At 45.5% G+C, this 23832-nt stretch carries 22 protein-coding genes; 17 read left to right on the forward strand and 5 right to left on the reverse strand.

Annotated elements, in window-relative coordinates; all coding sequences use genetic code 11:
- Window positions 1-29 precede the first annotated feature (29 nt).
- Window positions 30-578: a carboxymuconolactone decarboxylase family protein gene (locus L1D37_RS19755; protein WP_239848897.1), complete on the forward strand. Its 549-nt coding sequence runs from the start codon at window positions 30-32 to the stop codon at window positions 576-578.
- A gap of 98 nt (window positions 579-676) precedes the next feature.
- Here the strand turns inward: L1D37_RS19755 and L1D37_RS19760 are convergent, their stop codons facing one another.
- Window positions 677-2104, reverse strand: a complete 1428-nt coding sequence (locus L1D37_RS19760) for a PLP-dependent aminotransferase family protein (protein ID WP_239848898.1) — start codon at window positions 2102-2104, stop codon at window positions 677-679.
- A gap of 124 nt (window positions 2105-2228) precedes the next feature.
- Here L1D37_RS19760 and L1D37_RS19765 point away from each other — a divergent pair, with 124 nt between their 5' ends.
- Window positions 2229-3128, forward strand: coding sequence for a DMT family transporter (locus tag L1D37_RS19765; protein ID WP_123285366.1), 900 nt, complete (start codon window positions 2229-2231; stop codon window positions 3126-3128).
- A gap of 64 nt (window positions 3129-3192) precedes the next feature.
- Here the strand turns inward: L1D37_RS19765 and L1D37_RS19770 are convergent, their stop codons facing one another.
- A complete protein-coding gene (locus L1D37_RS19770) occupies window positions 3193-3618 on the reverse strand; it encodes a DUF3010 family protein (protein WP_017061669.1) in 426 nt (141 codons plus the stop codon).
- A 259-nt stretch (window positions 3619-3877) separates the two neighbouring features.
- Between L1D37_RS19770 and L1D37_RS19775 the strand changes: the two genes are divergently transcribed.
- Complete coding sequence (locus L1D37_RS19775) at window positions 3878-5515, forward strand: methyl-accepting chemotaxis protein (RefSeq protein WP_017630353.1); 1638 nt, start codon at window positions 3878-3880, stop codon at window positions 5513-5515.
- Window positions 5516-5668: 153 nt separating this feature from the next.
- Here L1D37_RS19775 and L1D37_RS19780 read toward each other — a convergent pair whose 3' ends face one another.
- The gene (locus L1D37_RS19780; RefSeq protein WP_076656284.1) at window positions 5669-6016 is read right to left on the reverse strand and encodes a DUF3316 domain-containing protein; all 348 of its coding nucleotides are present in this window, start codon (window positions 6014-6016) and stop codon (window positions 5669-5671) included.
- Window positions 6017-6278: 262 nt separating this feature from the next.
- Here L1D37_RS19780 and L1D37_RS19785 point away from each other — a divergent pair, with 262 nt between their 5' ends.
- Together L1D37_RS19785 and L1D37_RS19790 are read left to right on the forward strand one after the other, a co-directional pair.
- Entirely contained in the window at window positions 6279-7148 is an 870-nt protein-coding gene (locus L1D37_RS19785) for a LysR family transcriptional regulator (RefSeq protein ID WP_050632447.1), read from the forward strand.
- A gap of 4 nt (window positions 7149-7152) precedes the next feature.
- The gene (locus L1D37_RS19790; RefSeq protein ID WP_239848899.1) at window positions 7153-7836 is read left to right on the forward strand and encodes an endonuclease; all 684 of its coding nucleotides are present in this window, start codon (window positions 7153-7155) and stop codon (window positions 7834-7836) included.
- Window positions 7837-7841: 5 nt separating this feature from the next.
- Here the strand turns inward: L1D37_RS19790 and L1D37_RS19795 are convergent, their stop codons facing one another.
- Window positions 7842-8060 (reverse strand): hypothetical protein, encoded by a 219-nt coding sequence (locus L1D37_RS19795; RefSeq protein WP_176678836.1) that lies wholly within the window; start codon window positions 8058-8060, stop codon window positions 7842-7844.
- Window positions 8061-8266: 206 nt separating this feature from the next.
- Window positions 8267-9928 (reverse strand): methyl-accepting chemotaxis protein, encoded by a 1662-nt coding sequence (locus L1D37_RS19800; protein WP_239848900.1) that lies wholly within the window; start codon window positions 9926-9928, stop codon window positions 8267-8269.
- 275 nt (window positions 9929-10203) lie between these two features.
- Here L1D37_RS19800 and L1D37_RS19805 point away from each other — a divergent pair, with 275 nt between their 5' ends.
- The 12 genes from L1D37_RS19805 (at window position 10204) to phnE (L1D37_RS19860) (ending at window position 23767) form a co-directional block, all read left to right on the forward strand.
- Window positions 10204-10716, forward strand: coding sequence for an RNA methyltransferase (locus L1D37_RS19805; RefSeq protein WP_210474032.1), 513 nt, complete (start codon window positions 10204-10206; stop codon window positions 10714-10716).
- Between the two features lie 87 nt (window positions 10717-10803).
- Entirely contained in the window at window positions 10804-11640 is an 837-nt protein-coding gene (locus tag L1D37_RS19810; RefSeq protein WP_239848901.1) for an SGNH/GDSL hydrolase family protein, read from the forward strand.
- Window positions 11641-11748: 108 nt separating this feature from the next.
- Window positions 11749-12651, forward strand: coding sequence for a LysR family transcriptional regulator (locus L1D37_RS19815; RefSeq protein ID WP_239848902.1), 903 nt, complete (start codon window positions 11749-11751; stop codon window positions 12649-12651).
- 147 nt (window positions 12652-12798) lie between these two features.
- Complete coding sequence (gene dgcN, locus L1D37_RS19820) at window positions 12799-13806, forward strand: N-acetyltransferase DgcN (RefSeq protein ID WP_239848903.1); 1008 nt, start codon at window positions 12799-12801, stop codon at window positions 13804-13806.
- Between the two features lie 57 nt (window positions 13807-13863).
- Window positions 13864-14850, forward strand: a complete 987-nt coding sequence (dgcA, locus tag L1D37_RS19825; RefSeq protein ID WP_239848904.1) for an N-acetyl-D-Glu racemase DgcA — start codon at window positions 13864-13866, stop codon at window positions 14848-14850.
- A 297-nt stretch (window positions 14851-15147) separates the two neighbouring features.
- Window positions 15148-17121 (forward strand): ATP-binding protein, encoded by a 1974-nt coding sequence (locus L1D37_RS19830; RefSeq protein WP_239848905.1) that lies wholly within the window; start codon window positions 15148-15150, stop codon window positions 17119-17121.
- Window positions 17118-18470 (forward strand): sigma-54 dependent transcriptional regulator, encoded by a 1353-nt coding sequence (locus tag L1D37_RS19835; RefSeq protein ID WP_239848906.1) that lies wholly within the window; start codon window positions 17118-17120, stop codon window positions 18468-18470. Before L1D37_RS19830 ends, L1D37_RS19835 begins: the two co-directional genes overlap by 4 nt.
- A gap of 264 nt (window positions 18471-18734) precedes the next feature.
- Window positions 18735-19955, forward strand: coding sequence for a glycerophosphodiester phosphodiesterase family protein (locus L1D37_RS19840; RefSeq protein ID WP_239848907.1), 1221 nt, complete (start codon window positions 18735-18737; stop codon window positions 19953-19955).
- Window positions 19956-20210: 255 nt separating this feature from the next.
- A complete protein-coding gene (gene phnD, locus L1D37_RS19845) occupies window positions 20211-21251 on the forward strand; it encodes a phosphate/phosphite/phosphonate ABC transporter substrate-binding protein (protein WP_239848908.1) in 1041 nt (346 codons plus the stop codon).
- Window positions 21252-21381: 130 nt separating this feature from the next.
- Window positions 21382-22152, forward strand: a complete 771-nt coding sequence (gene phnC, locus L1D37_RS19850) for a phosphonate ABC transporter ATP-binding protein (RefSeq protein ID WP_017631561.1) — start codon at window positions 21382-21384, stop codon at window positions 22150-22152.
- Window positions 22140-22964 carry a phosphonate ABC transporter, permease protein PhnE gene (phnE, locus tag L1D37_RS19855; protein ID WP_239848909.1) on the forward strand — a complete coding sequence of 275 codons (825 nt, stop codon included), beginning with the start codon at window positions 22140-22142 and terminating at the stop codon, window positions 22962-22964. The genes phnC and phnE (L1D37_RS19855) overlap by 13 nt, the downstream gene beginning before the upstream one ends.
- Window positions 22964-23767: a phosphonate ABC transporter, permease protein PhnE gene (phnE, locus tag L1D37_RS19860; protein WP_086714298.1), complete on the forward strand. Its 804-nt coding sequence runs from the start codon at window positions 22964-22966 to the stop codon at window positions 23765-23767. Before phnE (L1D37_RS19855) ends, phnE (L1D37_RS19860) begins: the two co-directional genes overlap by 1 nt.
- Window positions 23768-23832 lie beyond the last annotated feature (65 nt).

Consider the following 23832-nt stretch of genomic DNA (forward strand, 5'->3'; position numbering starts at 1 on the left):
TTAGAATCAGAATTGATAGGAATAGAACGATGAGCAATTTCAAAATTCACTCAGTAGAGTCAGCACCAGAACAAAGCAAACTCATTCTTGAGGGCGCGAAAAAACAGATGGGGAGAGTACCGGGGTTGTTTGGTGTGCTAGCCGAGTCTCCAAATACTTTGAAAGCCTACAGAGAGCTTCATCAGCTTTTTAACGACTCATCTTTTGATGCCGAAGAGCTTACGGTTGTTTGGCAAACCATTAACGTTGAACACGAATGCCACTACTGTGTACCTGCGCACACAGGCATTGCACACTCAATGAAGGTTGATCCTGCGATCACTGAAGCACTGCGTAATCGCACCGCAATGCCAACAGAAAAGCTGCAAGCTCTGCACGACTTCACACTAAGCATGGTTCGTAATCGCGGCAATGTGCCAGCAAACGAAATGGAAGCATTCTTCGCAGCGGGTTACGGCCAACAGCAAGTATTAGAAGTGATTCTTGGCCTGTCACAGAAAGTAATCAGTAACTACGTAAACCACGTTGCTAAAACACCTGTAGACAAAGTATTCGAACAGTTTGCTTGGGAAGGTTAATTCACCTTTGATTAAGTAACAGGCAATAATGAAGAAAGCCCCGCTCGGTTGAGTGGGGCTTTGTTGTATTTAGGATCTAGTTTGTTTTGGCTAAGCAGTTAACGTGCATGCTTAGCGATCAACTTAGCCAACGTCACTATCCCTTCTTTCCAATCTTTGCTCTCTTCGATGTTGGCAACGGTGAAGCGCAGGCAGTGTTTGTATTGATCATGAGTGCCAAAAACGGTGCCGGGTAAAATGCCTAGTTTATGTTTCAAGCAATCTTGATAGACCGCATAACTGTCGACCGATTCTGGGAGCGTTATCCAGTTGAGAAATGAGCCTTCTGGCTTTGATAAGTGATAGCGCCCAACAAGATGCGGGTAACTATCTAATGCTTGTATTAATAGGCTTTGGAACTGTTTTTGATTGGTTTGATAGAGCCGTTTCATTTTGGATAAATGGCTGCGGTATTTGCCCGTTGTGAGAAATTGACCGACCGCAGATTGCATGAGGTTTGAGCTGCCCATGTTATCGCATAGCAGATACTTCTCGACCAAGGGTTGATAACGCCCCGAAAGCAGCCAACCGACACGAAGGCGAGAGTCCAAAGTCTTGGATAGTGAGTTCACGTAGATGACTCGGTCTTGGTCATCCAGTTCTTTTAAGCTCGCAATCGGTGCGTCAAACGCTAGGCTACCGAACACATCATCTTCGATAATCGGCAAAGATCCGGTTATTTCCAGAAGCGCTTTTCGATTGGCTAAAGGCATTCTTGAGCCTGTCGGGTTGGTAAAGTTTGGTGTCAGCAGCAGCGTTTTTACTTCCCATTTATCTAAAGCGTTTTGTAGTGAAGGAATATCGATTCCGTGGCTAACACTGCTTGGTATTTCAAGGGCTTGTAAACCCAGTGACTCAAGTAACAATAAGTTGCCAAAGTAACACGGAGACTCTACTGCCACGATGTCACCCGGTTTGGTTAACGCTCGTAACGCTAAGCTGATCGCCTGTTGTGCACCGTGAGTTATCGCAATCTCTTTCGATCCTGCAGGTACGCTCAGATCATGGGTGATCTTTAACAATTGCTTTACTAATTGCTCGTCTCCGGGGGGCAATTGGTAATAACCGGGAAGTTGAGTTTGCAAACGACTATGGCGACCGATCTCGGCATACAAGCTCCGAATAGCGGGATTGTTAATGTTCGGGTGAGCAGAGCCCGCAAGTAGCTTCATACGACCTTTTGGACGAGAAAGTACCGACTTGGTGACAGATAAGAGGTCAACTTTTTGAGGTTGGCTGGGCGCATCCCAACTTGTGGTGTTGGGTGCTTTAACGCGATAACCCGACTTGGGAACCGAGTACACCCAACCCGTAGCTTCCAATTCTTGATAGGCTCGAATCACGGTATTTTTGCTGACACCTAATTGTTCACTTAACTGGCGGATCGAGGGGAGTCGATCGTCTGGGTGAAAGAGCCCCTTATCGATCTGAGCCTTAATATGTTGTTCGGTAGCGAGATATTTATTGCCGCTGACTTCTGCTTCCACGTTGTTCTTCCTCGTTGCTCACACTCAATCTGTAACCATTTAAAGTGTTATATCTGTATCTTTATTAGTTATCTGTACCCAACTAAGGTAACAGCATTGATGAAGAGTTGACCAGAGGTTTGTAATGCTGATTAAAATGATTCCGTTCGTGTTTGTAATATTGTGGTCGTCAGGCTTTGTTGGCGCCCGTCTTGGCGTGGAATACGCCGAACCCGCGACGTTACTTTCACTTAGGATGGTGGCCAACGTGGCGCTGTTCTTGGTTTTGATTGCAATTCTTAAACGTCGTATCCCTCGTGGTCGAGCATTTTTCCATGCGTGTGTAGTTGGGATATTGATTCACGGTTTTTACCTAGGTGGTACCTATCTGGCGATTGACATGGGGATGCCTGCTGGATTGAGTTCTTTATTGGTGGGCCTACAACCTATTCTTACTGCGCTAATCATGGTCAGTTGTACCTCACAGCGTTTTAACTTCGCACAATGGCTTGGTTTAGCACTCGGTTTTGCGGGTATTAGCTTAGTGTTAATGGGTAATATTGAATGGCAATCGGATGACCAAAAAGGCTTGGCGACATTGTTATGTTTAGTCTCATTAGTAGGCATTACCTGCGGCACTTTGTACCAGAAACGTTTCTGTAAGGGGACAGACATGGTGGGCGGTGCGATGGTGCAATACTTGGCCTCTGCAGCGTTGTTTCTGCCTTTTGCGATGCGCTACGAAACCATGCAGGTGAACTGGACAGTAGAGTTTACGTTAACGCTGATTTGGCTGGTGGTCGTTCTATCTTGTGTCGCAATACTGCTGTTGCTTTACATGGTGGAACACGGAGCATCTTCAAGTGTGGCATCGGTGTTTTATCTAGTACCGCCGACCACCGCAATTCAAGCTTGGCTTATCTTCGGTGAATCATTCGATATCTATGGTGCAATGGGCTTTGCGTTGTCTGCTGCTGCGGTTTATCTAGTGGTGAAGAAGCCAGAGCTGGTCAAGTTGCGAAGACAAGCGGCTTTAAATCGTTAAAACAAAAAAGAGCCTGACAATGCAGGCTCTTTTTTTACTCAATTTTTTCGCTAGCGATTGATGGTTAGCGCTTCATCAAACAAGCGTAAGCCGTTGTAAACGGTGCTTCTTGGTATTGCTTAAGGCCAGTCTCTTTGAACTTCATCATAAGAGGGTTGCGCTTAAGGCTTTCTTTGATTTCAGCTGGAGACACAACGGTTACATCTAGGCCGTCGATTAGCTGAATTGCTGCTTCAAGTTTGAAGCCGAAACCACCGCCAGCAAATTTGCCTTTAGTTTGACGTTGGCGAATTACAACTTTTTCTACTTGGTAATCTTCCATTAACTTTGCAAAAGAGAATTGAAAGTCTTTCATATTCTGTGTGTCGTTTGCGTCGCTAATCGCAACCTTAGAAACTCGGCAATCAGGAATGTTAAATACGCCGTCTGACAGAGAAAGAAGACAGATGACTGCATCGTTACCTTTGATTTCAACACCACAAATTTTCATGTTCTTACCTACTTATTTTAGAGCCCTACATTATGGTGTTATTTCTAACACTTCTCCAGTATTTGCGCGTATCAGCTGCAAATAAGTCTAAATCAGAGAGTATTTTAGTCGCTGAAAGTTAACCTTTGATTGAAAAAACATCACACGAATTTACGGTATCGTTTGCTATGAGATGAAGCTCACAAAAGCTTAGCGGGATTTCATATGTGTGCTGTATATTGCGCGCGCATCCCTATTTGAAGTGTGGTTATTAATCCCAATGAATATCAATAATCTTTCGATTAAGAGTAAAATCGCGATCCCGCTGTTGGTGATTGTGATTGTTTTTTCTACCGTTACCGTGCTCAACGTTATCAGATCAAATGCTCAAGCTGCGATTAATAACGAGCTCAATAATGTGGTTCAACCAGTTCTAGATAACCTAGAAGACGGCTACCGCGATATCTACCAAATCATCGCTTCGGCACAAGGTCTGCTGCTTGCTAAAGATCAGGCAGCGATTGAATACCAAAAGTTCGAATTTAAAGACAACGCTTATAAAGCGGTTCCTCGTTTTGAGAGTGTGGAAACGCTTTACAGAGCAGGTGTGTTGGATCCTTCTTCTCGTGGTGAGCTATCAAAGCTAGTTAACGCAATGAGTAAATGGGTTTCGCTGCACGAGCCTATGTTTGCAGACCCTGCGAACGCGCACCAATACAACATTGATTATTCGCCAGCGTTAGACGCTGAGTTTGCGATTATTCGTAAGCAATTGCGTGATATCAGAACGTTGATTGAACTAAAGCAGAAAGAGCTTCGTCAGCAAGCCGATGACTCTATCGAATCAAGCAAGTTGATCATCGAAGTGGGTATGGCTGTTGCTGTATTTGCTGCAATTTTCGCGATGTGGTTGTCGAACCGTTTCATTATTCAACCCATTCAGAACGTTGAAAAAGCGATGAATGAAATCGCTTCGGGTGACGGTAATCTGTCTCAACGAATGAAGGTCGAAGGTAATGATGAGATTGCTCGTTTGAGTTCTGCCTTCAACCAGTTTGTTGGCAAGATCCATGTCACCGTAGAACAAGTGATTTTCACATCGAATGCGGTTCGCTCAGAGATGGAAAACATCAAATCACTAACGCAAAGTGTTGCTGAATTCTCGTCTAATCAACAGCGAGAAAGTGAAGTAGTCGCGGCGGCAGTCCATGAAATGCAAGCAACCAGTGAAGTGGTGAGTGGTAACGCATTAGACGCGGCTACAGCAAGTAATGTGGCGAACCATGAAGTGGAATCGGCAGATACAACACTAGGGCTAACGGTTACATCGATTGAACGCCTTGCACAAGATATCGAGAATGCGGGCGGAGTGGTTCAAGAACTGGATACCGATGTGAAGAACATCGCGTCTATTCTTGGTGTGATCAAAGGCATTGCTGAGCAAACAAACCTACTGGCACTAAATGCAGCGATTGAAGCGGCAAGAGCGGGTGAACAAGGGCGTGGCTTTGCTGTGGTTGCGGATGAAGTTCGTGCGCTTGCGAGTAAAACTCAAGACAGCACGGGTGAAATTCAATCTATGATTGAGCGCTTAGAAGTAGGTGCAAAACATGCGGTTGGTGTGATGAACGAGAGTAAAGCCAGCGGCGAGAAAACCATTGTTCAAGCGGGTACGGCGGCGTCTTCTTTGAGTGAGATTCGTAATTCGATCGGTAAGATGAACGACATGAATACACAAATCGCAACGGCAGCTTCTCAGCAATCTCAAGTATCTGAAGAAGTGAACAAGAATGTTCAACGCATCGCAGAAAGCACCATGCAAATGGTTGAGATGGCAAGCAGCGCAGAGAACGCGTGTATGGCATTGGCTGAGCAGTGTGAAGCGCTTGATAGCCTAGTTTCTCAATTTGAAGTTTAACCTTCAAAAGTAGACTGACGAACATGAGCTAATAATGGTTGCTCGTTTTGGGTTCCATTAATCAACGCTTAACGAAAAAAGCCCGTACTCTATGAGTGCGGGCTTTCTTTTTGAACGTGTGATCGGCTGATGGACCTAATCAATCATTCAGTGTTAGCTGCTGCGACCGTCTTTGTATGTGTAACGGTAGTCAACTTTTACGTTCGCTTGGTAATGAACATCGCCGTTCATGTTAGTGATTTTTTTCACTTCCATGTTCGCGTCATCAATCTTGAACGAATCGTATTTTGTTGTTTGTTGGAACTGTGGCAGTTCTCTAGAAAGCTCAAAAGGTGTCTTTGCGCTTAACTCATCCATAAGGTTAGTTCCTGCATCGTATGCTTCCGCTTCAGTAACAAATGTATCAGATTTTAGCGTTGTTTCTTGAATCGTTGTTTTGGTTGCTGCGAACGCTGTTGTGCTAAGTACAAGAGTTGATGCAAGTATGATTAATTTTTTCATAGGAGTACCTTACTGTGTTGAAGTACCTGTGTTCCGGTACAGAACCAACATATCAATGAAGTGGTAGGAGGAGTGTCAGGGGAGACGACGATTTTGTTAGTGTTCGGTAAGGAATAATGAGAAATGTCAGCAGTTGGTTGGAATGATTTTGAACGATTGTAGGTGGCGAAGATTTATGCGCAAAGCATATCAAGCAAGGTGACAGCAATTTGTAACTTCAATACACTGTATGGGTAACCATCGTTCAATATAAGGTAAAGGCATGGCCAATTGGGAAGGGGTAAGTGAGTTTGTTGCAGTGGCAGAGCGTGAGAGCTTTACTGGTGCGGCGCAGAAGCTTGCTACGTCAGTGGCTCAAATCAGTCGTCGGGTGGCTAACCTTGAAGAGCGCCTCGCGGTAAAACTACTTAATCGAACGACTCGTAAGGTGTCTCTTACCGAAGCCGGGCAGCTCTATTATCAGCAATGTAAGTTGTTGGTCGAGGGTTTAGAGATCGCGGAATTAGCCGTAACGCAGATGCAATCTACACCGAAAGGTTTATTGAAGGTGACTGCGCCCGTGACTTATGGCGAACGCCAACTCGCACCGATACTTCACCAATTCTTAAAGCTTCACCCGCAAGTAGAATTGGAGCTAATGCTGACCAACCAAAAGCTCGACCTTATCGATTCTGGTGTTGATGTGGCGATTCGTCTTGGTCGCTTAGAAGATTCAAGCCTTGTGGCAAAGAAGCTCTCCCAACGACAACTCTACGTGTGTGCAAGTCCTGAATATATTGAGAGTTATGGTGAGCCACATACGCTCTCTGAGTTAAGCCATCATCAATGCTTGGTCGGTGGCTTTGAGCACTGGCGTTTTAAAGAAAATGGTCGTCCTCGTTCGGTTCGCGTTAATGGGCGCATCAAGTGTAATAGTGGTTTAGCTTTGTTGGATGCTGCGAAGCAGAGCATAGGCTTGGTTCAATTACCTGAATACTACGTAAGTGAAGATCTTGACTCTGGTGAGTTGGTCGAAGTGCTTTCCGATTACCGAGACGATAAAGAGGGGATCTGGGCACTGTACCCGCAGAACCGTAACCTGTCGTCAAAGGTTCGTTTGCTCGTCGACTTCCTTTCTGAGCAATTGGATTAATTCTATGACCGAAATTGAGCGTCATTCAGCAAGTCAAAGCGAGTTGATACTCAGCGTGTTCGACACACTCGAACAGCATTACGGCTATTTTGATTGGTGGCAAAGGAATGATCCTTACGAGATCGTTTTAGGCGCTATTTTGGTTCAAAACACCAACTGGAAGAACGCAGAGAAAGCGCTCATTAATTTAGGTGAGCAATGCAACCCAAGATCGGTTGCTGAAATGGATCTTGATGAGCTTGCCCAAAAGATTCGATCCAGTGGTTATTACAATCAAAAAGCCATTAAGTTAAAGGCTGTGACCGAATGGTTTTCGAAGTACCAATACGATATGTCGGTGGTTCGTAAGCAGGATAAAGATCAGCTTCGAAAAGAGTTATTGGAAGTAAAAGGCATTGGTGGCGAAACGGCTGATGCGATTCTGGTTTATGCGATAGGTAAGCCTTCTTTTGTGATTGATGCGCACGCGAGAAGGATCTTCACTCGTAATGGACTCGATGTGCCTAAATCGTATGAGAAGTTTCGAGCCTTAATGGAAAGCATAATCCCTTTGGATACAAAAAGGTACGGTCACTATCATGGCTTGCTGGTCGATCACGGACAGCAGTTTTGTAACCCCAAGCCAAAGTGTCAAGACTGCCCGCTTAATAGCACGTGTATAGAAGCTAAAACTCATACTAAAATTTAACTCGCTTAAGGTTCAATCTCTCCGATGGAATACAAAACCAACTCTTCTGGGTTGGTGCCTTCACCAAGTGTTCGAATGTCCTCGCCTTCCTCTTTGAGTTGAAGAATGCACTTCATCGCTTTGTTCTGCTCAACACCAATAATGGTCTTCATCTCTGAAGCGGAGACGCCAAAGCGAGTGGCTATCAGTAAATCGCGAACCTTCTTTTTATCTGAATTAAACATGTTACCCACCTATCTTTGAGTCGATGATCTTTACGAATTCACTAAGTTTAACCGACTTCTGTAAATTGGCACTCAAAGCTTATGATAAATAGGAAGTTAAAGGGGGAGAGGCTTTTAATGCGGTGGAGCAGAGGGCTTAAAAATTCGGGCTTCAGAATGGGGATTCTGAAGCCCGAAGTGTTTTAGAGGGTAAAGATATAGGGATATTAGACTGTGAAACGATCCACCAAGTGGTAAAGCTCATTCGCACGACTGTTTAGGTTTTGGCTACCTGTACGGTTTTGATTTGCTAGTGCTGCTGACTGCGAGCTTTGATCGGATATCACCACAATGCGTTGAGATATCTCTTGGCCGACAATGTTTTGCTGTTCTGTTGCCGTAGCAATAAGCGAGTTCATGTCCATGATGGTATCGATCGACTCTTGGATCTTCGCCAGTGCAGCGGCAGCAGCGTTTGCTTCTTCAACCGTTTGAGCACTGCGGTTTTGACTTGAATCCATCGCTTTTACCGCGGCGTCTGAAGCGGCTTTTAGCTGCTCAATCATCTTGTGAATATCGCCCGTACTTTCCTGAGTTCGGCTTGCCAGCTTGCGAACTTCGTCTGCTACTACTGCAAAACCACGACCTTGTTCACCAGCACGAGCAGCCTCAATTGCGGCATTCAACGCAAGTAGGTTAGTTTGCTCTGCAATATCTTGGATAACCGCCAATGAAGATGAGATGTTCTGAACATCGCCTTCTAAACGTGATACCACGGTGTTGGCTTCTGACACTTCGCTAGCAAGGCCTGCAACAGAATCCGCAGCTGCGTTCACGATTTGCTGCGCTTCTTTTGCGTTACCTTCTGCAAGTTTCGCTGAATCCGCCGCTTGGCTTGCGTTGCTTGAGATCTCTTGCGCGGTTGTGGTCATCTCAGTCATCGCTGTTGCAACTTGTTCTGTTTCTTCACGTTGGCCTGTGGCAATTTCGTCGACCTGAGCTGCGCGAGAAGACATGCTAGACGTTTCGGCTACCACTTGCTGGCCCACATCACTTACGCTGCGAATGATGGTTTGTAGGCTTGCTACAAAGGCGTTGAAGTTCTCGCTGAGCTTAGTGAATTCGGGCGCTTTGAATGTTTCCATTCGAGCGGTCAAATCGGCTTCACCACTCGCAAATGCGCTGATTGAACGGTCAAATTGCTCAAGTGGCTTCATAATTGTACGGTTCACTGCGACTGCAAACACGGCAACCACAAGAGCGATTAAGCCACAGAAAATAGCGATGGCAGTCAGTGAGCTTTGCAGCGCAGCATTCGAGCTCTCTTTCATTTCTGCGATGACCGTATCAATGTCGTCAGTATAAAAACCGGTGCCAAGCATCAAATCCCATTGTGGGATGAATATCGAGTAGCTGAGTTTTGGCAGGGCTTCAGATTGACCAAGTTTTGGAAAGTAGTAAGTGGTGAATTCGCCACGCTTCGAGTTCTTGATTAGGTCACGAATCAGGTAATTGCCTTTCTTATCTTGCAGATCGTAATAGTTTTTACCAATGCCATCGTTGTTTTGCCCAACCACCACTCGAACGCCTTTAGAGTCGTAGCCAAAGATGTAGCCAGACTCGCCATATTCGAGTGTTCTTAATGTCGGTAAGGCTTCTTCTAACGTTGCACCTCTGTCTAAGAACGGACTGATAGAAGATTGAGCCATTTGCAGATACGCTTTGAGTTCCTTTTCTTTCATCGCCATCATATTGCTACGCGTCGATTCTACTTGTTGTGCGGTTAGCTCGGTGCTCTTCATATACGTCACGCTCATCATGCCAATTGCCATCAGTAGCAGTGGAATGAAAGAGAGAATATAAAGGCGGTTTTTGATGGTTAGGGTCATGTCACGCTTCCTGTGTGATTGTCTCATGCAATTTTCAACACATTATTAATGTGGTTTCAAAATGTAAATGGGCTTGTTGTTTAATTGTTACCCTAGAGTGTTTTTGTTTTATAAATATGATGGCGGTTAGATTTTTTAGGTGAGAAGCCTTGCAACTAGAGGCTTAAGCGCGAAAAAGTGAGTTTGTATCGATGCTTTTGAATTCGACGCTGCTTTGTTAGAATGCGACGCTTTGTAGCACCCTGCTATGTCTATTCGTTAAGTGAGAAAGATTCATGAACAAAAGCCATGTGACTATTGGTTTAACTAACCCAAAGAGCCCGACAAACGTTGGTGCTGTTATGCGCGCGGCTGGTTGTTACCAAGTCGACGAAGTTAAATACACAGGGCAACGCTACGAAAAAGCCGCGAAATTTCACACCGATACTAAGAGTGCTGCGCGTACTATCCCGTTGACTGGTGTTGAGTCATTTTTAGACAATCTTGATCCAGGAACTAAGATCGTTTGTGTAGAACTTGCAGAAGGTGCAACACCACTGCCACGTTTTAAACACCCAGAAAACGCTATCTATATCTTTGGCCCTGAAGATGGTTCTATTTCTCAAGACGTTGCTGATAGAGCGGATCACGTGGTGTACGTTCCAACAGTGGGGTGCATGAACTTGGCAGCGACAGTGAATGTACTGCTTTACGATCGCCTTGCTAAATCTGATGAAATGGACGAGAGCAACGAGCTGATTAAGAAAAGCCGTGATAACCGAAATCATCTGCTAATCAAAGAAAAGTAAATCTCTGCTTCTAGTGTTATCTATCCCGTACGCGATCGGATATTATCTTGAGTTCATCACTAGATAATTGAAGGGTTAGATAACACCATGGAAGACAAGCAATTACTTGCCGCGCTACAACAACACCCTGTCCTCGATCTATATCAGTTATTCCAAGAAGTTGGTCAAAATCGCTCTCTGTACGTATTGTTAGAGAGGCTATCTTCCCTTAAAGAACACCATCAACTGAGCACTCGTCTTAGTCCTTTTAAGCCTCACATCGAAGGGTTACTGGCTCAGTTCGATAGCAGCACACTGGACAGTGAAATCCTCAAGGCGGTTGCTCTTCAGTCTGAGATTCAGCAACGAGGCCACAGCATGAGTCGTTACATCATGACATCAGATAATCATCGTCATTTTTCTCCGAATGCAGATTTAGTCATGTTTGGTGATTCGATCACTGAATGGGCTCCGTGGGCGGATATTTTCCGTGATGTCTCAATGGTCAATCGCGGCCTCGCGGGGGATACCACAATCGGCATGTTGCGCCGCATTGATACCACGTTAAACGTGAAGCCAAAGCTAGTATGTTTTATGGCGGGGATAAACGATTTAGCGCAAGGTTACGATGTCGAGCATATCTACCAGAACTACATTGATATGCTTAAGGTGTGGCAAGAAAACAATATTCGAATATTGGTGCAGTCAACGCTTTATGTAGGATCTAAACTGCAAAGTTTGAATCCTTCGGTGGAACAGCTCAATAGAAAAATAGGTGAGTACTGTGCTCAACAAGGCATTGCTTTCTTAGATGTGAATTCAGTATTGTCACCTAATAAGCTGTTGTCGAATGAGTACTCGTGCGATGACTTGCACTTGAATGCCAAAGCTTACCAAGCTTGGTCTGAGGTGCTTCAACCTGCGATAGCTGAGTTACTAAAATAAATTCACGTAGATAGCTAGATTCATGTAGACAGCTAAGTTGATAGATAGCTTAGTTAATGCAACTGAATCCAAGCCCTAAACCTGTTCGGTGAACCAAAGGACGTCAATTTGAACCTAAGACAACTGGAAGTCTTTTACGCCATTATGCAGACCGGAACCGTATCTGGAGCCGCACGCAGCTTACATGTGTCCCAGCCTAATGTGACGCGTATTTTGGCGCACACCGAGCAGCAGTTGGGATTTGGTTTGTTCGAGCGTGTCAAAGGACGACTGGTGCCAACGGTTGAAGCGAAAACCTTGCTACCAGAAGCCGAGAAGGTGTACCAACAACTGGGTCAATTTCGATCTTTGACCAACAAAGTGAAGCAAGGCCATCAGCATTTACGTATTGGTGCACCGCCGATTCTAGCGACCAAATTGCTGACTCCAGTGATCGCCCAAATGTCTCGCGAGCAATATTCCAATAAACAAGAGCTCTCTTTTGAATTGCTGACAGCCAATCGTGACGAACTGTGTTCAGGGTTATTGAAGCACGAGCTTGATATTGCTATCGCATTTGGAGATGAAGCGCCGCCAGCGATATTGTCTGAAACGCTATTAACCGAATCGCTTAAGGTTCTGGTTCCATCCAATACCATTGAGCAGCTACCGACAGAATTAACCCTTGATGACCTGATCAATTATCCGTTGCCAATCATTGGGCTTGATAGTCGTGACCCATTGGGTTTGCTGCTCCATCAAAGCTTGATTGTGCGAGATGAGCATTATCATCATCCGATATCGGTACGCGGATACAGCGCTGCTGCGGAGTTGGTTAAGCACCAAGCAGGTTTTGCGATTGTTGACCCGTGGACGGCAGAGCAATACCAAAATGACAGTTCAGTTTGCGTATTGCCACTGCAGCCAGAGATTCCATTCTCAGTATCGACTTTGTATGCAGAACATACGCCACAGTCGATTGCAGCTAAACAGTTCATTTCAGCACTCATGTTGCTAGCTAAGAGCAGTTAGCTGATAAGTTTACTGTCTCCGATTACTACCCATAACATCAGCTACCCATAACATCATGTTATAGGCACGCGATAAATAGGCATTCGGCAGTGCTCAGCTTCTTAATTAAAGTAAATCCATACAAGGACTTATTAATTAGGAATGCTCATGTCTATCGCTCAACCTTACCTTCTTTTTCTTGGGGATGTTACTGACCCACTGGCTGCAAAAACCGCTCGCGGGATTCACCAATGGCGACCAGAAATCTGCCTTGGTCAATTACGTTTAACAGAAGAGACAGTATCTCTTGGCTTAGTGGATATGACCTTACAAGACGCACAAGCCCAAGGTGCGAAAACGCTCGTGATTGGCACTGCAAACCCGGGCGGCGTTATTCCTGACTCATGGCAACCTACGATATTAGCCGCTGCAGAAATGGGATTTGAGATTGCATCCGGCATGCATCAGCGCTTGAGTGAATTCTCACCGCTTGCTGACATGCAACAGCGAGGATTGACTAAGCTTCATGATGTACGCCATTTTGATCATGCCCTAAACGTTGGTAATGGCAAGCCTCGCCAAGGCAAGCGCCTTCTTACGGTCGGTACCGATTGCTCTGTAGGTAAGATGTTTTCGGCGTTGGCGATTGAAAAATCGCTTAAAGAAGCGGGAACATCTGCTCAGTTTAAAGCGACAGGGCAGACTGGTATCTTGATCGAAGGCTGCGGTATTTCGATTGATGCTGTGGTGGCGGATTTCATTTCGGGCGCGGTTGAAGCGATTAGTCCCGATTTTACCGACCACGAATGGGACATCATTGAAGGCCAAGGTTCGTTGTTCAACCCTTCTTTTGCTGGCGTGAGTTTGGGTTTGTTGCATGGTGCTCAAGCTGATGCGTTGGTGTTATGTCATGAAGTAGGGCGAGCACATATTCGCAACCTTCCGCATGCAAAATTACCAACGATAGAACAGACGATTGACGCTAATTTGCAAGCTGCGCGACTGACAAATCCAGATGTGAAGCTGGTCGGTATCTGCCTGAACACATCGGCGATTAGCATTGAAGAGGCTGAGACATTGTGCCAAGAATGGACCACACTTTATCAAGTACCAGTGACGGATCCGGTGCGATTTGGTGTACAACATATTACTGATCATTTGCGACATTCACTTTAACGATTTCATCATTTCTACGTTTCCATTTGTTAAAGCGAACATCAACCGAGTGAAATTATGAAGATTACTGCAGAACCTATTACTATCGCGATGCAAACGCCTTTTCGCATCTCTCGAGGCAGCCGAACAGAGTGTCATGTTGTTCGTGTTTACATCGAGCATAATGGTAAACAAGCGCAAGGCGAGTGTACGCCTTACCCACGTTATGGTGAGTCATCCGAGTCTGTGTTGGCGCAAATTCAACAAGCTGCTAGCTCTCTTGAAACTGCTTTTGAGCGCGGCATGACCGATCCTGAAGAATTACGAGATCATCTTCAGTCTTCATTGACGGGAGGCGCTGCGCGTAATGCTATCGATTGTGCGCTTTGGGATTATCAAGCGCAGCAGAACGACCAGATCTTTCCGAATAGCTTGTTCGAGTTACCTAAGCAGATTGTTACCGCAATGACAGTCTCGATTGGCACACCAGAAGCGATGGCAACACAAGCCAGTGATTATGTGGCGAACGGTGCGAAACTTCTAAAAGTGAAGCTTGATGGTGAGCAAGTGGTAGAACGCGTGCGCGCTGTCCGAGAAGCAGCACCAGAAGTTAAAATTGTACTGGATGCTAATGAAGCTTGGACTGGATTGAATCTCGAAGAACTGTTCAATCAGCTGACTGAGTTTGATATCGCCATGATTGAGCAACCTTTACCACAACAGCATGATGCCTCGCTGGCACACATCAAGCATCCTATCCCACTGTGTGCTGATGAAAGCTGCCATACCACATCTCAACTGTCTTCGTTGTTGGGCAAGTATGAAATGGTCAACATCAAGCTTGATAAAACCGGTGGTTTGACAGAAGCATTAGCACTTGCCGAAGAAGCGCAAAGGCTCGGATTTACTCTGATGTCTGGCTGTATGCTTGGTACCTCACTGGCCATGCGTGCAGCGCTGCCTATCGCCGTGCAGTCTGAAATCGTCGACCTTGACGGTCCTGTATTACTTGGTCAAGACGTGTCGCCAGCACTGACTTATCAAGATGGGATGATCATTCTTTAACTCGTTGAGTCGACCACTAAATTGGCGTAATACTAATGAAATCGCATAGGTGAAAGCCTATGCTATTTTTTGTATTGATAGAGTAATCACGTTTCTGTCGGCGAAGTCACTTTCTTCTCTCTCAAAACAGACAACCTAGGGTTTATAAAATAATTGTTATGGTGTTTTATGTGAAATGTTAATGATTACTCTTGTTTTCATAGTTTCACTAAAACTATTTGAAGTGGCTTTAAGTCAGGTTAACCACCTAACTGATTGAATCATTGACCTTTACTGTTGGTTTTTGATGAGAAGAAGGTGGGGCGAGTGAGTAGTCGTGTCTCAGAGGTGATAGATAACAAGGACAGTTTTGAACGTCCATTTCCGATCAAGATTCCGCGTCGTAAGTGGTTTGGCTGGAAAGGCATAGAGCTGCGTTTGGTGCTGGCGTTAGCCATGTTATCGATGACTACCATCTTCCTCTCGGTAGTCTCCAGTTTCACCTTTGATAACCTAAATCAACGCCTTGTTGAGCTAAAAGAGAGTGAAATCCCCGCTTTAGATAACGCTGCTCGCCTCAATGACATGGTGCGTGTGATTATCACGACTTCATCTCAACTCAATGATGCGGAATCCAATTTAGAGCGCAAACAAGCGATGCTCAAAATTGAAGACGCTATTTCAGTCATGAATAGCGTTATGGTGCAATTCCCCGATTATCACTCCTATTTTAAAGATCTTATCGCTCAAGTTAACAATAGCCTCAGTCTGTTGTACCAAAGTGAGATTGAATCTGAACAGCTCAACCAAGAACTTCGTAATCTACTCGAAGGCTTTTATCCGCTATTGCAGCAAGCCAGTGATTCACTCGATAGCTTGCCTGAGTCAGCCAAAGAGCAGGTTCAATACACGCAATTAAAGTCCCTGCTGTATTACCAATTAGGCTTGGTAGAAAAACTGTATAACGACTCGAGTTTTAATGAGCTGGATTACACCAGTTTACGACTCGAGCAGGTTGGAGAAGAGTGGTGGCAGCTTTGGGTCAGTGGCGATTTAAGAAGTATCTTTCCGGAATTGGATCACCAACTTACCGTGATTTACAACCTAGCCTCTAGTGATAGCAGCTTGTACGGGATGAAAAATAAAGCGCTCAATCATCTCTATCAAGAGCAGTATTTCTTACAAAACAGCCGTGAGCATTTGAATCAGTTGACTGTGCAAATCGAACGTAACACCAGCCAAGTGAACCGCAATATTGATCAGTCGATTCAGCAGGCGCAACACTCTTTGCAATCCAACCAACGTTTATCACTTTTTCTCTCTCTTTTTAGTGTGTTAGCCGCTGCAGCTATTTCATGGTTCTATGTGCGCAAGAGTATTTTAGAAAGGCTATTACAGCTTAAAGACAACATGTTCGCGATTTCGACTGGCCACTTAGGTACGGAAGTCGCCATTCGTGGTAAAGATGAAGTGACGCAAATGGCTAAGTACCTAAAGGTATTTCAAACGACAGCCAAAGTCGTCAAACAAACCAACCGAAAATTGGAGGCCGAGGTGGAAGAACGTACCTTAGCCGAGGCCAAGCTGCGTGTTACTCAGGATGAGCTCATTCAAGCCGGAAAACTGGCCGCGTTGGGGCAGTTAAGTGTCGGCATTACTCACGAGATCAATCAACCTCTGACCGCAGTAAACAGTCATGTTCGAAGCGCGCAACTGTGGTTAGGCAAAGATAGGCCAGACAGAGCAGAAGAGAACCTGAAAAAGATCGAGATCCTATTAGATAAAGTGGCTGCGATTACACGTCACTTGAAGGCATTTTCGCGCAAGAGCGATGGCAAAATTGATAATGTCGAGTTGGATAAGGTGATTGGTGATGCGATCGATCTCTTTGAAACTCGGCAGAGTAGGGTGTCAATTCAGTATTTCTCACAAAGCGATCAAATGGTTCGAGCCAATAGCATTCGCTTGGAGCAGGTGCTGGTGAATTTGATCAGCAATGCGTTGGATGCCGTTGAACACAGGGAGCGGCCTCAGCTGTGTATCTCCACTAAAGAGCACCAGAACACCATTCAGGTATTAGTTAAAGATAACGGGTTGGGGATACCCGAAGAGGACATTCCTTACCTGTTTGATCCGTTTTATACCCGCAAGACCACAGGCAAAGGGCTCGGGCTCGGTTTGTCTATCGCATACAACATAATTAAAGACTTTGGCGGCTCGATTCACGTCGAATCGGTTGAACACCAAGGCACCACCTTTATCGTCACTCTACCAAAAGGCACAAACTCATGACTTCAGAAAAACACATAGTTCTTATCGACGATGAAACAGACGTTGTTGAAGCCGTGAGCGAAATGTTGGAACTCGAGGGTTTTCGTGTTACGAGCTTTACTGACCCAAACCTTGGTCTAAAGTCCCTCAAAGCAAACAGTCAGTCGGTGGTGCTGTGTGATGTTCGGATGCCACAAGTGGATGGGCTTACGTTGTTGAGTTCAATCCAACATCGCGCAGCCAATGTTCCTGTATTGCTGATGAGTGGGCATGGTGATATTCCGACGGCAATCGAGGCTATGAAATTAGGAGCGTTCGATTTCCTGGAAAAGCCCCTCAATGCCAGTGAGTTGGTAGAAAAGCTCGACTTGGCGTTGGCACAGTGTCAGCAAAACAGCCCTGCAACGTTAGACGACGATCAGGATACAGAACTACCGATTGAATCTGTGGTTATCGGTCAATCGCAAGCGATGGATACCATACGTAAGCAAGTGCTTGCGCTCTCTCATACTGGCGTCGATACCATCATTAACGGTGAGACAGGCACTGGCAAAGAGGTGATTGCTCGCGCCTTGCATCAGTTTAGTCGTCGTAAGGCAAAGCCGTTTGTCGCAATAAACTGCGGTGGCATGACAGAGAGCATTATTGAGAGTGAGTTGTTTGGTCATGAAGCTGGCTCGTTTACCAGTGCCAATAAGAAACGCATCGGAAAAATAGAACAAGCCAATGGTGGCACGCTGTTTCTCGATGAAATTGAAAGCATGCCGATTGCAGTGCAAATTAAGTTGCTACGCGTGATTCAAGAACGAGTGATCGAGCGTGTTGGTGGTAATGAATTGATACCTGTCGATATTGTGGTGGTCGCTGCCAGTAAAGCTGACCTCGCAAGCCTCAGTGAATCTGGTGAGTTCAGAGCCGATCTCTTTTATCGCCTAAATATTGCGAGCTTAAACCTTCCGGCACTGCGCCAACGCAAAGAGGACATTCAGGTGTTGTTCCGCCACTTTGTGATTCAAGCAAGCCACAAGTACAAGACGCGTCCATCGACGATTTATCCCGAACAGATACAGCAGTTGTGTCGACATGAATGGCCAGGAAACGTGCGTGAGTTACGTAATGTTGCCGACCGATTTGTACTCGGTATTGTCGGCGATGGCTTTGACCTTCAATCGCCAATTTGTGAGTCGACAGGGGAAGACTTTGCCTTTGATAAGCAGATGGAGCAATACGAGAGAAATGTATTAACCGAAGCCTTGATAGAGAGCGCGGGAAATATTAATGAGGTCTCAAGCAAGCTGAATCTGCCACGTAAGACGCTTTATCGAAAAATGAAGAAACACCAGTTGGACAAAGAGAGTTTTAAAGCTTAACTCGCTAGGTTGGTTATCAAATAGCAAACCTCAACCAAAAGACAAAGCAGAAGAAAAAAGCACAAGACAACAATGACCCATTTATCATTTAGTCGAATGATTAACTGTTTCAAGTAATTGTAATAAAAGAGTTTTAACATTTGGCACAAAGCGTGCAATCCCTACATTGTGGCATCAGCCCACATGAGGTCATCTCACAGAAAGTAGAAATGACCGGATTAAGGAAATTAGAAAAATAATTGCTTGTTGCAAGGAGATACAAACATGAAGCAAATACTGAAAGGTTCGATTGCTCTGATACTCGGCGTTAGCTCAATGACAGCATGGGCGGCGACAGAGTCAGCAAACCTAGGACCTCGTCCCCTCTTTTTAGTCAACAATATGGACGAGAGCCCTTTGAAAACCAAGCTGCTCAGTTGTAGCGAAGGGCCTTTTCATCGTAGTGATTTTTCTATTGGGCATCGTGGAGCTGCAATGCAGTTTCCTGAACACACCAAAGAATCTTACTTAGCGGCAATTCAGATGGGAGCAGGTATCGTAGAGTGTGATGTTACTTTCACTAAAGATAAGGAATTGGTGTGTCGACATTCTCAAAGTGACCTGCACACTACAACCGATGTATTGGCTCACCCAGAGCTTGCTAAGAAGTGTTCAGTTCCATTTAAACCTGCGAACCCTGCGACAGGTGAAGATGCTCAGGTTGAGTGTCGTACTTCCGATTTCACGCTGGCGGAGTTTAAGACGTTAAAAGGAAAAATGGATGGGGCGAACCCGAAAGCCACCACAGTCGAAGAGTACATGAACGGTACTCCGGGTTGGAGAACGGATCTATACAGCCAGAGCGGGACGTTGATGACACACGCAGAAAGTGCGGCGCTGTTTAAAGAGCACGGTGTGAAAGTGACTCCTGAATTGAAATCGGCAGCGGCTGAAATGCCTTTCAATGGCTTCAGCCAAGAGATGTACGCGCAAAAGCTGGTGGATGAACTCAAAGAAGCGGGTTTTGAACCTTCGGAGACTTACTTGCAATCGTTCAACCTAGATGATGTGAAGTACTGGATTAAAGCAGCACCTAAGTTCGGCAAGCAAGCCGTTTATCTTGATGACCGTGTTTACGAGCAAGCGGACTTTGTCGCATCTGTTGAGAACATGAAAGAGCTGCACGATGCGGGTGTAAACATCATCGCGCCGCCTCTGTTTGCTCTGGTTGAACTAGATGAGAACAACGAACTGGTTGCGTCTAATTACGCCAAGCTCGCTAAAGGTGCAGAGCTCGATATTATCGCATGGACTCTGGAACGTTCAGGCCCACTCGCTCAAGGCGGCGGTTGGTACTACAAGAGCGTGAAAGACGGCATCAACAATGATGGCGATATGATGAAAATGCTCGATGTGTTGGCGCAAGATGTTGGTGTGATGGGCGTATTCAGTGACTGGCCAGCAACGGTCACTTACTACGCAAACTGCATGGACAGCGACGCCTAAGTTATCTGGATTATTGAAGAATAATACGAGAAAAAGCAGTGAACCAAAGAGCCTTCGGGCTCTTTTTTTACCAACAAAATTGATGGGCCATAAATGACCCAAATGTAAGCTTTTGGGTTGGACATGAATGACTCAAAATAGATTGTTGAATTTGAGATTCCCATTAACTTGTTGAATTTAAATAAATAAAAACATGGCACAAAGGCTGCAATAGTGAAGGCGACTTTCAACAATAAGTAAAAGTAAGGTTTGAATATGAAAATCAGTGTTAAAGGACTGTTAATCGCTAGCTCATTACTACTTCCTTCAATGGCTATGGCAAGCGATTGCACTAGCCGTGGTGTGTTAGACGATCGATACTGTGATGAAAACCAAGATTTGGTGGCAGATTCACCAAAGAATCCAGACAAGTGGAATGACCCAAGTACGCTTGTGTTCACCTACACACCAGTAGAAGACCCTGCGCTATACAAAGATGCGTTTGCCGACTTCCAAGCTCACCTAAGTAAAATCACAGGTAAGCGAGTGATTTACTACACGGTGCACTCGAACTCTGCACAAGTAGAAGCGATGCGTTCTGGTCGTTTGCACGTTGCTGGTTTCTCTACGGGCCCAACTGGCTACGCGGTTAACCTAGCGGGTTACGTTCCAATTGCAGTGAAAGGCGATGAGTCTGGTTTTCAAGGCTACAATCTGATCACCATTGTGCGTAAAGATAGCGGCATCAACACGATGGCTGATCTAAAAGGCAAAAAGGTTGCACACACTTCTGCATCATCAAACTCTGGCAACCTAGCTCCTCGTGCGTTATTTCCAGCTAAAGGGTTAGTGCCAGATGAAGACTACAAAGTGCTTTACTCAGGTAAACACGACCAATCTATCTTAGGTGTCTTCAATGGCGACTATGATGCAGCACCTGTGGCATCTGACGTGTACGATCGTATGGTGGCAGCAGGTCGTGTTGATGATTCTGAACTTAAGATCATCTACCGCAGCCCACGCTTCCCAACATCTGCTTTCGGTTACGCTTACAACCTAAAACCAGAGCTAGTTGAGAAGATCAACGAAGCTTTCTTCAGTTACCGCTTCACACCAGAGATGAGTGCATCATTCAAAGGTGCAGACCGTTTCTCGCCAATCAGCTACAAAGAAGAGTGGGATGTGATTCGTGATATCGCCCACGCGACAGGCACGGCTTACACCAAAGCAGGTTTGAAAAAACTGGCTGAAAAAGACGCCGCTAAACGTGCAAAGAAAAAAGCCGCTGAGTTAGCGAAACAAGCAAACAACGGCTAACTCTTAGTTCCAAAGAAGGCTTAGGCTTCATATCAAGCCTAGGTCTCCCAGAACACTTACTTCAATTAAGTATCTATGCCCTCGCGGGTAGGGCATTGATCATTCTAAAATTCGCACAAGGAAATGCAGTATGGCCGTAGCAAGCTATGACGGAATAAAGATCAACAACCTATTTCATGAATATGTGGCAGGCAAGCCAATCCTTAAAGGTATTAATATTGATATCGACGAGCCTGGTATCATTGCGATTATTGGCCCGTCGGGTACCGGGAAAAGTACACTTCTGCGTTGTATCAATCGCCTTAATGACCCAAGCCAAGGTGAAATCATCTTTGATGGTGCTGACCTGACTCAACTAAAAGGCCAAGCACTTCGTAAACAGCGCCGTCATATCGGTATGGTCTTTCAAGAGTACAACTTGGTAGAGCGCTTAACGGTTATCGAAAACGTGTTGAGTGGACGATTAGGCTATATGACAGCTTGGAATGCGTGGCGTCGCAACTACTCAGCACAAGACTTAGCAAAAGCGTTTGAGCTACTGGAGTTTGTTGGCTTACAAGACTTTGCAAACCAACGTGCCGACAGCTTGTCTGGCGGTCAAAGGCAGCGTGTTGGTATCGCTCGTGCAGTAATGCAAGACCCTTATATTCTTCTTGCTGACGAACCTACCTCATCACTTGACCCGAAAACCGCGGTTGAGATCATGGAGTTGATGGAAACCTTCGCTGAGCAGAAAAACATCCCGGTGTTGGTGAATATCCACGATGTGAACCTAGCCAAGCGTTATGCAAAACGCATCATCGGTATGTGTAATGGCAAGGTGCATTATGATGGCAGCCCAGAAGGCATTTCAGAAGAAGATCTGAAAATCATCTACGGGGGTGAGTCATGGCTGGATTAACCCCAAGCTCGTCGCCAAGCGTTTCGTCAAACGCATCGCTAGCGAGCCATGAAAACCCATTCAAGGTGTCATGGACAAACCGTGCGATCATCGCTGGCATTATTGCTTACCTGTTCTACAGCTTTTCGACATTAGGGCTGACGTTTGATCGTTTGATCATCGGCTTTGGTGAAAGTGAACGATTACTATCTCGAATGTTTCCGCCTGATTTTTCTCGTACCAGCTTGTTGTTAAGTGGTTTAGCGGAGAGCTTACAGATCGCGATTATCTCAAGCTTTTTCGGCATTGTTATCTCACTATTTTTAGGCCTGCTTGCCGCGAGAAACATGATGCCGTCAATCGTATCAACGCCAATCCGTGGTTTTATTGCCTTGTGCCGTTCTTTTCACCCAGTGATCATCGCCATCTTGTTTGTGAAAGCGGTGGGCTTTGGTGCGCTAGCAGGAATTTTGACCTTGGTGTTTGCATCGATTGGCTTTATCGCCAAGTTGTTTGCAGAAGCAATTGAGGAGATCTCCTTTAAACCGGTTGAAGCGATTAAAGCAACAGGTGCTAGCTTTACTAGTGTGATTTTGTATGCCGTTATGCCACAGGTTTTCACGCGCTTTATCGGCTTTGCAAGCTACCAGTTAGATTCCAATCTTCGCAACTCAACCATGGTTGGCATCGTAGGTGCGGGCGGCCTTGGCGGGACACTTTTCTCTGCCTTCCAACGTTTTGATTACGACTTCGTCGCCGCTATTTTGATCACCATTATCGCACTGATTCTTGTCGGTGAATTTCTTTCCAACATTGTTAGGAGAATCTTCTAATGACAACTGCATCTATCGATAGAGAGTGGCAGCGCTTTACACCCAACGAACGTGTGGCTCGATTCGCTGTTTACCTTAGCCTAGTGTGTGCCATTGTTTGGTCTTGGCAGACGGTAGAAGTGATTCCTGAGTTCCTTTATGACGCGCCCGCTCAATTTGCAGATATGTTCGAGCGAATGGTGCCAATGGACTACGGCTTCTATCCAGAATCGATTCACGCGGCGATGATTGAAACCTTACACATCGCGACATTGGGCACACTGTTTACTTTGGTGTTTGCGATTCCTTTGGCGTTGTTGAACGCACCAAACATTACTCCAAATAAAGCGTTGAACTGGGTTGCTCAATTCTTCCTCGTGTCTTCACGTTCGGTGAACTCGTTGGTTTGGGCATTACTGTTTATCGCACTGTTTGGCCCCGGTGTTCTCGCAGGTATCATGGCAATTGCAATTCGCAGTATCGGCTTTGTAGGGAAGCTATTAGCGGAAGCCATTGCCGAAGTGAACATGGGGCCTATCGAAGCTTTACGCGCAACGGGTGCTTCGTGGATGAGTATCTTACTGAAAGGGTATTGGCCACAAGTGATGCCAGCGTTCTACTCAATTGTGTTATTCCGTTGGGACATCAACGTGCGTGAATCTGCGGTACTAGGTTTGGTGGGCGCTGGTGGTATTGGTGTGGTGCTAAATGATGCGCAAAACCTTTTTGAATGGCAAAAAGTTTCGATGGTATTAGTGAGTATTTTTGCGGTGGTTATCGTTGCTGAAGCGGTGGTTATCCATATCCGTAACAAACTGATCTAACCGATGTACTGTGTTCACTATGTTGTTTTTGACATGTGTTTCGTGTGAAAGTTGAGAGCTTGTCT

The sequence above is a fragment of the Vibrio sp. Isolate33 genome (assembly GCF_022397895.1).
GTDB classification, from domain to species: Bacteria; Pseudomonadota; Gammaproteobacteria; order Enterobacterales; family Vibrionaceae; genus Vibrio; species Vibrio pomeroyi.

Excerpts from the sequence above, each read along its gene's own strand:
- L1D37_RS19755 (WP_239848897.1), top strand. The coding sequence starts at position 30 with ATGAGCAATTTCAAAATTCACTCAGTAGAGTCAGCACCAGAACAAAGC.
- L1D37_RS19765 (WP_123285366.1), top strand. The coding sequence starts at position 2,229 with ATGCTGATTAAAATGATTCCGTTCGTGTTTGTAATATTGTGGTCGTCA.
- L1D37_RS19770 (WP_017061669.1), bottom strand. The coding sequence starts at position 3,618 with ATGAAAATTTGTGGTGTTGAAATCAAAGGTAACGATGCAGTCATCTGT.
- L1D37_RS19775 (WP_017630353.1), top strand. The coding sequence starts at position 3,878 with ATGAATATCAATAATCTTTCGATTAAGAGTAAAATCGCGATCCCGCTG.
- L1D37_RS19780 (WP_076656284.1), bottom strand. The coding sequence starts at position 6,016 with ATGAAAAAATTAATCATACTTGCATCAACTCTTGTACTTAGCACAACA.
- L1D37_RS19785 (WP_050632447.1), top strand. The coding sequence starts at position 6,279 with ATGGCCAATTGGGAAGGGGTAAGTGAGTTTGTTGCAGTGGCAGAGCGT.
- L1D37_RS19790 (WP_239848899.1), top strand. The coding sequence starts at position 7,153 with ATGACCGAAATTGAGCGTCATTCAGCAAGTCAAAGCGAGTTGATACTC.
- L1D37_RS19795 (WP_176678836.1), bottom strand. The coding sequence starts at position 8,060 with ATGTTTAATTCAGATAAAAAGAAGGTTCGCGATTTACTGATAGCCACT.
- L1D37_RS19800 (WP_239848900.1), bottom strand. The coding sequence starts at position 9,928 with ATGACCCTAACCATCAAAAACCGCCTTTATATTCTCTCTTTCATTCCA.
- L1D37_RS19805 (WP_210474032.1), top strand. The coding sequence starts at position 10,204 with ATGAACAAAAGCCATGTGACTATTGGTTTAACTAACCCAAAGAGCCCG.
- L1D37_RS19810 (WP_239848901.1), top strand. The coding sequence starts at position 10,804 with ATGGAAGACAAGCAATTACTTGCCGCGCTACAACAACACCCTGTCCTC.
- dgcN (WP_239848903.1), top strand. The coding sequence starts at position 12,799 with ATGTCTATCGCTCAACCTTACCTTCTTTTTCTTGGGGATGTTACTGAC.
- dgcA (WP_239848904.1), top strand. The coding sequence starts at position 13,864 with ATGAAGATTACTGCAGAACCTATTACTATCGCGATGCAAACGCCTTTT.
- L1D37_RS19835 (WP_239848906.1), top strand. The coding sequence starts at position 17,118 with ATGACTTCAGAAAAACACATAGTTCTTATCGACGATGAAACAGACGTT.
- L1D37_RS19840 (WP_239848907.1), top strand. The coding sequence starts at position 18,735 with ATGAAGCAAATACTGAAAGGTTCGATTGCTCTGATACTCGGCGTTAGC.
- phnD (WP_239848908.1), top strand. The coding sequence starts at position 20,211 with ATGAAAATCAGTGTTAAAGGACTGTTAATCGCTAGCTCATTACTACTT.
- phnC (WP_017631561.1), top strand. The coding sequence starts at position 21,382 with ATGGCCGTAGCAAGCTATGACGGAATAAAGATCAACAACCTATTTCAT.
- phnE (WP_239848909.1), top strand. The coding sequence starts at position 22,140 with ATGGCTGGATTAACCCCAAGCTCGTCGCCAAGCGTTTCGTCAAACGCA.
- phnE (WP_086714298.1), top strand. The coding sequence starts at position 22,964 with ATGACAACTGCATCTATCGATAGAGAGTGGCAGCGCTTTACACCCAAC.